The sequence below is a fragment of the Rhodopseudomonas sp. BR0M22 genome, from assembly GCF_010907035.1.
Taxonomy (GTDB): domain Bacteria; phylum Pseudomonadota; class Alphaproteobacteria; order Rhizobiales; family Xanthobacteraceae; genus Rhodopseudomonas.
The window spans coordinates 1-9,768 of the sequence record NZ_QUMK01000109.1 but is presented as its reverse complement, the minus strand read 5'-3'; the positions used below and the strand labels follow the sequence as shown (position 1 = coordinate 9,768).

At 64.3% G+C, this 9,768-nt stretch carries 5 protein-coding genes and 1 pseudogene; all 6 read right to left on the bottom strand.

Annotation, left to right across the window (positions count from 1 at the left end; all coding sequences use genetic code 11):
• On the bottom strand, positions 1–1,656 hold a 1,656-nt coding region (locus DY468_RS24870; RefSeq protein WP_283808794.1), incomplete at its 3' end, for an ATP-binding protein.
• 905 nt (positions 1,657–2,561) lie between these two features.
• Positions 2,562–3,500, bottom strand: coding sequence for a response regulator (locus tag DY468_RS24865; RefSeq protein WP_164607937.1), 939 nt, complete (start codon positions 3,498–3,500; stop codon positions 2,562–2,564).
• 23 nt (positions 3,501–3,523) lie between these two features.
• A complete protein-coding gene (locus DY468_RS23640) occupies positions 3,524–4,876 on the bottom strand; it encodes an HlyD family type I secretion periplasmic adaptor subunit (protein WP_164607936.1) in 1,353 nt (450 codons plus the stop codon).
• Positions 4,876–6,927 carry an ATP-binding cassette domain-containing protein gene (locus DY468_RS23635; RefSeq protein WP_205512656.1) on the bottom strand — a complete coding sequence of 684 codons (2,052 nt, stop codon included), beginning with the start codon at positions 6,925–6,927 and terminating at the stop codon, positions 4,876–4,878. The genes DY468_RS23640 and DY468_RS23635 overlap by 1 nt, the downstream gene beginning before the upstream one ends.
• 173 nt (positions 6,928–7,100) lie before the next feature.
• Positions 7,101–8,738 (bottom strand): ATP-binding cassette domain-containing protein, encoded by a 1,638-nt coding sequence (locus tag DY468_RS23625; RefSeq protein WP_164607931.1) that lies wholly within the window; start codon positions 8,736–8,738, stop codon positions 7,101–7,103.
• 72 nt (positions 8,739–8,810) lie between these two features.
• A pseudogene (locus DY468_RS23620) lies at positions 8,811–9,768 on the bottom strand (hypothetical protein); the annotation flags it as partial.

The window sequence follows — 9,768 nt, the reverse complement described above, 5'->3', positions numbered from 1 at the left end:
GAGCGGGGCGGTCACCGGTGCGGCTTCCGGCCGGATCGCGACCGCGGGCGCGGTCGCTGCGGCCGCTGGCGGGGGTGCAGCGACGATGCGGCTCGGCAACAGCCCGCTGTCGGAGAGCCGGGTGAACATACGCTGCAGGTCCAACGAGACCAGCGGTTTGGCCAGGAAGTCGTCCATCCCGCTGTCGAGGCAACGCTCGCGGTCCCCCTTCAGGGCATTGGCGGTGAGGGCGATGATCGGGCGGTTCGGGATCCGCCGCTCCTGCATCATCGCGCGCAGTCGCCGGGTTGCTTCATAGCCGTCCATCACCGGCATCTGGCAGTCCATCAGGATCACGTCGTACTCGGCGCGGGCGGCCGCCTCGAGCGCTTGTGCGCCGTCTTCAGCGATGTCGACGATGCAGCCGAGGTCGATCAGCATCTCCTCGGAGACCATCTGATTGATGCGGTTGTCCTCGGCCAGCAGGACCCGGACACCGGCGAAGCGTTGCGGCAGAGGTGCCTGCGGCGCGGACTTGTCCTTGGTCTTGTTGGCGTGATGGCGAATCCGGCGTTCGACGGAGGCAACCAAGTCGCCGGGTAGAAACGGCTTGCGGACGAGATCGTCGAAGGCTTCTTCGGAAGGGCCGAGTTGTTCCGTCGCCAGCAGGGTCCAGGGACGCGGTCCGCGAGTCTCGCTGAGCAGTTGCAGAGCCGACTTCCTCAAGATCTCCATATTGCGGTTTTCATCGAAGATCACTCCGCCGACGGGCCCATGGCTGGCGGCGATCTGTGCGAGCCGTGCCAACAGGGGGGCGTCAGCGTCGATCAGATGGCAATCCATGCCGACGCGCGACAGAGTCGAGGCGAAGATCTCGGCCGAGCGTGGCATCGACGAGACGATCGCGATGCGCTCGCGCACGGTGACGTCTTCAACAGCGGTCTGGCAAACGTGGAGCGGGAGCTTCGCGGTGAACACGGAGCCGCGTCCGGGTGTGCTGGTGGCCGACAAGGTGCCGCCCATCCGTTCGCACAGCTCGCGTGAGATAACGAGGCCGAGGCCCGAGCCGCCGTATCGCCGGGTTGTGCTCCGCTCGCCTTGGGTGAAGCGGGTGAACAGCCTCTGCATAACGTCGGGCTCGATGCCGATGCCGGTATCCGAGATCGAGAACTCGATCTGAACCCCAGTCGTCACGTCGCTGGTCTCGACGACACGGACCGACACAACGACTTCGCCGGAGTCGGTGAATTTGATCGCGTTGCCGATCAAATTACCAAGGACCTGACGGAGTCGCACCGGATCCACCTCGACGTGTGGCGGCACGTCCGGCGCGTAGTCGAGCAGCAGCGCTACTCCCTTTTCCTGGGCCTCGTTCGAGAAGAAGTTGACGATGTCGAGGATCAGGTTGGGGAGGTTGGATTTCACTCGGTCGATCGCCAGATCGCCCTTTTCGAGTTTCGAGATGTCGAGAATGTCGCCGAGGATGGCCAGCAGCGTCCGCCCTGAACTGCGGATGTGGTCGACATAGCGGTTCTGTTGCGGATCCAGATTGGTGCGCGACAGCAGGTCGGTGAGTCCAATCACGCCGTTCAGCGGCGTGCGGATTTCGTGGCTCATATTGGCCAGGAAGTCCGATTTGGCTTCGCTCTGGCGGCGCGCGTCCTCGACCGCAGCCATCAATTTGGACTGTTCCCGCCGGCGAGCGCGGAAGTAGAACACCGCCGCGCCGATCGTCAGCAGCGCGACGATCGCCAGCCCCACCACCATGACTACGAGCGATCCCAACTCGGTGTAGACCGCCTCGAAGCCGAGCGAGAGCGACATGTCGCTGGCCACCGGCAGCGTGACGCGCAACAGACTGTTCGGATCGGCCTTCCGGCCGAGGATCGACAGTTCGACCGGTGCACCTTCCGGCGCGAACTGGGCGACAATGATATTGCTGTGGCGGAACTTGGAGTCGATGTCTTCGATCAAGGCGCGCAAGTTCAGGACACTGAACACGACCAGATATTGGTTGGCCGAGCCCGGCCGACGCAACGCCTGGGCGACGATGACCTCGTCATTGCTCAGCCCTGGAAAGACGTTGCGGTATTTCACCGGAGACCGAGCCAGCGTCCAGCCTTCCTTGGTCAGCAGAGATCGGCCGAAGCGTTCCGCGGCGGTGGGCGGAGGCTTCTTGGCAGGATCGCCACCGAGCACGTCGTGCCAGTCGGATGGGTTCGACAGGTCGAAATAGCCGAGCCGGCTCATGAACGGGCTGACCCGCGTACTGTTCTTCAGTTTCTGTTCGATCAGCTCGGGGGCGCCGCTGGCGATCAGTGCCTGACTGTCCTTGATCCGGAACAGTACGTTGCCGATTTCGCTGCTGACGAGCTGCTTCATCATCGTGACTTCGGAATCGAACAAGCGCCGGTACGCCTGCAGGCTCACCATCACGTACCAGCCGATCAGCAGGGCCGTGATCAGGAGGATGAATCCCCCGATCAAAGGGGTGACCCATTCCCGTAGGCGCGTCTTCGCAGTGCTGAATTCGGCTTCTCCGTCCGGATGATCCGCCGCTTCCGGCTCGAAAGGTGTCTCGATCACCATTGCACCCTCCGTGCGGCCGGGATGAATCCGACCACCTGATTGCCGGTTGTGTTGAAGCGTAGCTGTTGAAAGGTCGTCGCCGCGGCGCGCGCAAGCCCGCGGCCGCAGCTCGCGGCGGCGCGCACCGGATCGCTCTCGGCGAAGCGGCGCCATTCGAAACCGGGGCCGTTGTCCTTGACCACGACGTACAGTCCGCCTTCCCTGCGCAGAATGCTTGCCTCGGCGACGCCCGACGCATAAGCGGGGTCGGAGGCTCGCTCGGCGAGGGCGCGTTTCCATCCACCGGAGGCGACCAGTTGCGACTTGGCCTGAAAACCGAACCGCAGCACACCGTGCTCGATCGCGTTCTGAACCAGTTCGTAGATGCCTTGGATGATCTGCTCCGGCCGGTCGTGCAGGCTCGCCATCAGACTGACGACCGGCTCCACCTCGTTCGGCTTGCTGAGCTGAAACCTCGCGAGCTGGAGATTGTGAAATCCTGCGCGGTGCTGACCGAGTTCGGTGCTGAGGGCCCGCTGCCGGCGGACATCCTGAAGCGCGGCCGACAGCACCGAGGCCAGCACTTTGGGCGACGACGATTTCTCCAGATAGTAGAACACGCCTGCGGCGAGGCCCGCATCGACATCGTCGGCGTCGGCGACGCCGGTGAGCATCACCACCGGAATGTGGCCGAGCTCGCGGTCGCGCTTCAGCCGGCGCGTCATCGCCAGCCCGTCCATCACAGGCATCATCCGGTCGGTCAGCACCACATCGGCGCGGCTTGGCGCTTCGCGCAGCATGGTGAAGGCTTCGGCGCCGTTCTCGGCGGATTCCACCTGCCAGCCGAGCTTATCGAGTCGGTCTTCCAGCAGGATCCGAACCGTGGCGTCGTCCTCCACCAACAGCAGGCGCGGTCGCGCGGCGGCGGGGTGTTCGATCGTAGCGGTTTGCATGGGAAGCGACATCGATCTGTGCCTTACTTTTCGCCGAAGCTTTCCGATAAGGTCCGGCGGATCGGTCGCAGCAGCCAGCCGATCACCGTTTTTTCGCCGGTGACGATGTCGGCCTTGACCTCCATGCCCGGAACGATCTGGGCCGAGGCGGCACGCGGCAACCGGGTCTGTGCCAACGCGATCTGCACGCGGAAATTCATCCCCTGGGCGGGGTCTTGGAACGACGATGGGGAGATCGTCTTGACCTTGCCGTCGAGCCAGCCGTAGCGCGTGAAGTCGTAGGCCGAGATTTTGACCTGCGCCTGTTGGCCGACCGCGACGTAACCGATCTGGCTCGCCTGAACATAGGCTTCCACCTGCAGCGTCTCGTCGATCGGGACGATCGTGGCGATACGCTTGCCCGGCTCGACGACGCCGCCCAGCGTGGTGACGTCGAGGGACTTGATCACGCCATTGACCGGCGACGTCACCGTGAGGCGTTGACGGCGACGCTCTTTCTTGTCGGCTTCTCCGCCGGTCGCCGTCATCGATGTCTGCAGGTCGCGCAAACGGGTCGACCAGCCGGCGCGTGCCTCGGTGATATAGGCGTTGAGCGCCTGCTCGGATTCGGCGATCTTAGCCGCCGCACCGCGGCGCCGTTCCTCCTGCACTGCGATGTTGCTCTCGACCGACGCAAACAGCCGGGCTTTTTCGGCATAGGCAGATTCGGTGGTATATCCCTTGCTCAGCAGGTAGCGCGATCGATCACGCATTTCAGAAACATAAGCGAGGTCGACGCGCAGACCCTGGAGCTGGGTGTCGGTCGCGGACAGCGCCGACTTTGCCTGGTCGATCAGGTCGTTCAGTCGCCGACGCTGATCCGCGTTGGCGGCGCGTTCGGCCACGAATGCGTTGCGGGCGGCGACGATCTCGGGACCGTCGGCATCGCCGATCGCGGCGAAGTCCGGTTCGCGGTTGTCGATCAGGGCGCGGAGGGCCTCGACTTGCGCGGCAAGGGCGATGCCCTGCCGTTTCAGCACGGCCACATCTTCCAGTGTGCCGGCGTCTGCCAGTCGCAGGATCGGTGTGCCTTCGCTGACCGTGTCGCCGGCTCGGACCAGGATCTGGTCGACGATGCCGCCCTCGAAGTGCTGGACGATGCGTTCGTAACCCGATGGGATGATCACCCCGCGTGCTTCGGCAACTTCGTTCAGGCGGGCAAAGAATGTCCAGCCCCCGAGCGCGAGGATTGCGACTGAGGCGATCGCGCAAGCTCGGCGAACCAGCCGGCGCGGTGACGATTCGTCGACCAGCATCGGCAAGGTGATTTCATCGTCGATCGCCCGTTGTCCGCTTTTCCCCGCCGATGTCCACAACCGGCGTGCCCACTCAAACATCACGCTACCCTCGACAGCACGTCCTTCGGCGTGGCAACGACGGGAACGCGGCCGTACTGCATCAGCACGACGCGGGATGCTTTGGCGATGAAATCGGAGCGGTGCGTCGCAAATATAACGGTGCGGCGCCCGCGCGCGGTACTCAACAGCCTGCTGATCACTTCCCCAACCTTGCCGTTGTATAAGTCATTTGGAATCTCGTCGATAAGGATGACTTTTCCGTTTGTAATCACTGCTTGGGCGAGTGCGAATTTGTACAGGAAAGTGGTTGTTAGCTCCGCAATACTACGAGGTGTAAGTTCGTGGTCGATGCCGCCGGGGAGCGCGGCGACCGCCTCTGTCAGGTCCACTAATTCGAGCGCGCGCGCGATGCTGTCGTCGGAGGCGTGGGGCTTGGCGTAGCACAGATTGTCGCGCAGGGAGCCAGGGAGCAGCTTCGGGTGTTGTGGCACGTAGCTGACGCTACGCCGCATGTCCTGTGGATCGACTTGACGCAAATCGATGCCGTCGATTCGGATTGCACCGAGCGACACGTCGGACAGGCCATGCAGCATTTTGAGAAGTGTGGATTTGCCCGAGCCATTGGTGCCGGTCACTGCGATGACGTCGCCGCAAGTGATTTCCAGATCGAGCCCGAAGAACACCGGACGGGTGTCGCCGGAGCGGAAGCCGACGTTGAGGAGGCTGATATTACCACCAAGGTCGACGCGGCGGTCCGACCCGCGATTGGCTTCGACCTCGACATTCATCAGCGCTTCGATTTGGCGGGCGCTGTTACGAATCTGCTCGAATCTGCCGATCGACAGACAGGCGACGTGGAACGGCGCCATCGCACGGACGCCGAGAATGACCACGGCGAGCATCAGGCCGAGGTCGATCTGGCCGGCCCAGGCGCGCTGGGTGCATGCGCTGAACAGCAGCACGATCGAAGCTGTGAGCACGAAGGTCGCCAGCGACTCGCCGACGCTGACGATCATCCTGAGCCGGTTCTGCGCACCCTGGTCGGCGCGGGCGGCGCGGCCGATCCGCTCGCTCCATTGCGCTTGCAAGCCGGCGTCGCGGATCGCGGCCCGTTTCTCGAACGTCTCGACGTAGATCCGCTGCATGTCGGTAGCATCGTCGGCCGCGGCCCTGGTCGCCACCGCGACGCTGCGTCCGACCGTGATGAAGATTCCGATCAGGACCAGGATCCCGGTCAGTGGCACCACCGCCAATCCGCCAGCGAGCAGAGCGATAACGAGCACCGACGTGACGGCGACAGGCAGGTCGAGCAGCGGCGAGAAGCTCGGTCCGGTGATGAACTCGCGGATGTTCTCGAAGCTGCGGATTCGCGACACCTGATCGACGGGCGAGGACCGCTCCGACATCGTCGGACGCAGCGCCAGGATGTGGCCGAAGGTACTGGTGCTGATCAGGAACTCCATCCGGCTCGCGACCCAGGCGATGATTTTGGTGCGCAGCTTGAGCAGGCGCCATTCCAGCCAGATCAGGATCAGCATGCCGACGGCAAGGCCGGGCAGGGGCCGCACGCTCGCCAGCGAGATTGTCTGAGTGTAAATCGCGATGCTTAAGATGGGCAGCAGAACTTCGGCGATGACCATCAGCAAGCTGATCACGCTGAGAGCACCGGCCGCTGGATAGAACTTTGAAAGGAGCGCCTGAAGCCATCCGTGGCGAGTGTGCTCGCGGCGTCGTGCCGACAGCGGATGCGACACGCTGTCGGGGATGAACTCGAACAACGTCGCCGTCGCCGTTTCCGGCGCCTGCAGCAGCGCTGCGGCGTCGACGATCGTGCCGGTGTCGTCGAGCACCCGCGGTCCACTGACAGAGGCGAAAACCACGGCGCAGCGTCGATCGGTGATGACGAGGATCGGACGACCCGGGCGCGGCTTGCGCAGCCGCCGGCTGTTCGACCGCGCCGCATGAAGACCGAGATTGGCCATCGCTTGGACCACCGCCGCGCCGTCGAGCTGAGTGGCGACCGGGAGGGCGGTCACCAGCCGCGGCAGGGAGCCGGCGGTGCGGGTAAGCAGACACAATCCGGCGAACAACGTCAGCGCCGGCAGCGGTTTGCCGGTGGCATTCGGCGCCAGCGCGGTGATCAGTTGGGGGAGCGGCACGAGCAGGCGATCGCCGGTGACCTTATACTCGTCGTCGACGGCTGCGGAGGCAATGGTGTCGTTCGGATCGATCGGGCCGACGACGCTGGGGGCGACGAGAGGAATCATGGCGTGATGTCGCGATAAGCGATCGACAGCGTCGGCGCCGTCATCAGGGGAACGAGGTGCCCATCGGTCAGGGCGAAGGCTTTGGTGGTATGATCGGCGAGGTTGTTGTCGTCGGACACGAGGACCATTGCGGCCTGACCGCGGATACGTCCGATGAACCGGCTGAACCTGGCGTATCCGGCGCGGTCCAGCCCGCGGTCGGCGTTGTCGAACAGGATCACGCGCGGGCGCGTGGCGAGCGATCGGACCATGGTGAGCTGCTGGCGCAGGCCGGGCGGGATGTTCTCCATCAGACCTCCGAGCAGTTCGGTATCGAGACCGAGCGGAAGCTCGTTGATGGCGACGTCGACCTCGAGCAGCGATGCGACCTCCATCGCCTCGTCGATGGTGACTTCGCCGAACCTGGTAATGTTGTCCCGGACGGTGCCGCGGAATAGTACTCCGTCGGCCGGAACGTAGGCGACGATTCGGTTCAACTGCGACATCGACAGCGCGTCGCTGGCAAAACCGTCGTACAGCACGGTGCCAGCGGTCGGACGGAGAGCGCCAGCGATGACACGCAGCAGAGCGGAGTTGGCGGCGTCCGACGGCCCTGAAATTGCGATGCTTTCGCCCGGCGCAATCGACAGGCTGACGCCGTCGAGTAACGGCGTGCCGGTGGGGCCGTCGAGCGAGACGCCATCGAGCTCGATCCGTCCGGAGATCCGATGATGGTTACGACTGGCCGGAGCCGCGGCCGGCAGGGCCGACCTCTCGAACAGGGTATCGAGGTCGCGACCGGCGGTCTCGAGTTCGCGTGATTGGACCAGGATGAACACGGCGCGTTGCAGCGGCACGGTGATCCGGCCGCCGAGCAGCACAATCGCCGCCACAGTACCGAGCGTGGTCCCGCCAGCCCCGACCGACAACGCGCCCCACACCAGCATTGTCGCGGTGATCGCGAGGTTGGCGATCGTGGCGCCGTTGACCAGACGACCGACGGTGAGCGCGGTCTCGTGATTGTCGATCACCCGGCGGCCCTGCAGCTTCTCGTAGCGCCGCAAGATGCTCTCCTCGACGGCCATCGCCTTGACCAGGTGAGTGGACGACAGCACCGTGAACAGGAATTCGTACATCTCCTCACTGGCGGTGACGCTGGACCGCGCCGCGGCGCGGAGTTTGACCGCGCTGCGGTAGGTCAAGGCGCAATAAACGCCGATACAGAGGGTGACGATCACCGCTGCCGATGGCGAGACGAAGACGATCAAGCCGAGGATGACCGGCAGGAACGCCAACTCGACGATGCCGACAATCAGTTGGCCGTTGTACAGCTCTTTCAGTTCCTGCACCGCGGCGATGTATTCGACGCCGCTGGACGCGCCGCGCTCGTCGCCGGTCGGTTCGAGCGCAACGACCTGATCGAGCACGCGTTGCATCATCGCCACCGCATATTCGGCGCCTGCGGTCGAAATCAGATAGGTGCGGCCGATCCGCAGCAGCGCTTCCAGGCCGCCACAGACGATCACGGCGATCACCAGAACGGTCAGCGTCGGCGTCCCGGGGTTGGCGACCATCCGGGTGAACATCTGCAACGACGCGACTGGCAGCGCCAAAGCGAGAATGTTCAGCGCCAGTGTCGTCAACACCAGCGTCATCACGGGCGTTCCGCCGACTCCCCTCGGCAGAACGTTCAGGTTCCCCGCAGCAAACATCTCCTCCTCATCCGTTCATTTGTGCCATCCGCCGAGCAGCGATGTCGTGGTGGTCTTGACCGCCCCGATCAGGGAGGTCAGGCCTGCGCCCGCGGTTGCGTGGCTGGTACTGGCACTGGTACTGGCGATCGCGCTGGTCGTGGCTGTGGTCGACGTCGTCGCGCTCGACGTGATCGAGGACGTGGTTGTGGTGGCTGCGTCCAGCGACAGGTTTGCGGTGGTGGTGAGCGATTGCACGGTCGACGACAGGCTGCTCGTCAGACCAGAGCTCAGACTCGAGCTGGTGCTGAGCGATGCGTCGAGGTGCAACAGCTCGCTGCCGGTCGTGCTGGTACCGCTTTGCGTCAGCAACCCGGAGGTGCTGGACGTTGTCGCGGAGCTGGTCGTGCTGCTGTTCAGGGCCGACGACAGCGAAGAGTCGGAGGTGGTGCCGACGATGATGTTCGAGATCGGCGTCAGGAGTCCTCCGGACAGCACATCGCTGCCGTGCGTCGTGGTATCGAGCGTGGTGCTGTCGAGAACATGGGTGGTGCTCGTGTCGGCGACGAGCGAACTCAGAGCAGAGGTCTGTTCGCCTCCCGATACGCTCGTGGTGAGCAGCGACACCGGAGCGGTCAGTAGATCGTAGATCGATTGGCTTTCGGTGGTGCCGGAGTCGACCGACGAAAGCGTCGCTTGTGTGGTCTCGGTGATGAAACTGACCAGATCGGGATGGAGCGAAAGGCTGGTGTCGTAATCGAGATTGGCACCGAGTTGTGGGTCGATCTCGCCGATCGCGGCGCCGACCGGGGCCAGCGCTGCGTCGAGGTTCAGCGCGAGGTTTTCGACCGTGTGGCTACCGGCCGCCGTCAGATCGCTCACCGCACCACCGGTGCCGCCGAGCGTGCTTGTGGTATCGCTGACCGTGCCGGTTACGCCGCCGAGCGCACCGGTCGCACCACCGATTGCGCTGGTGGCATCGCCGAGAGTGCCG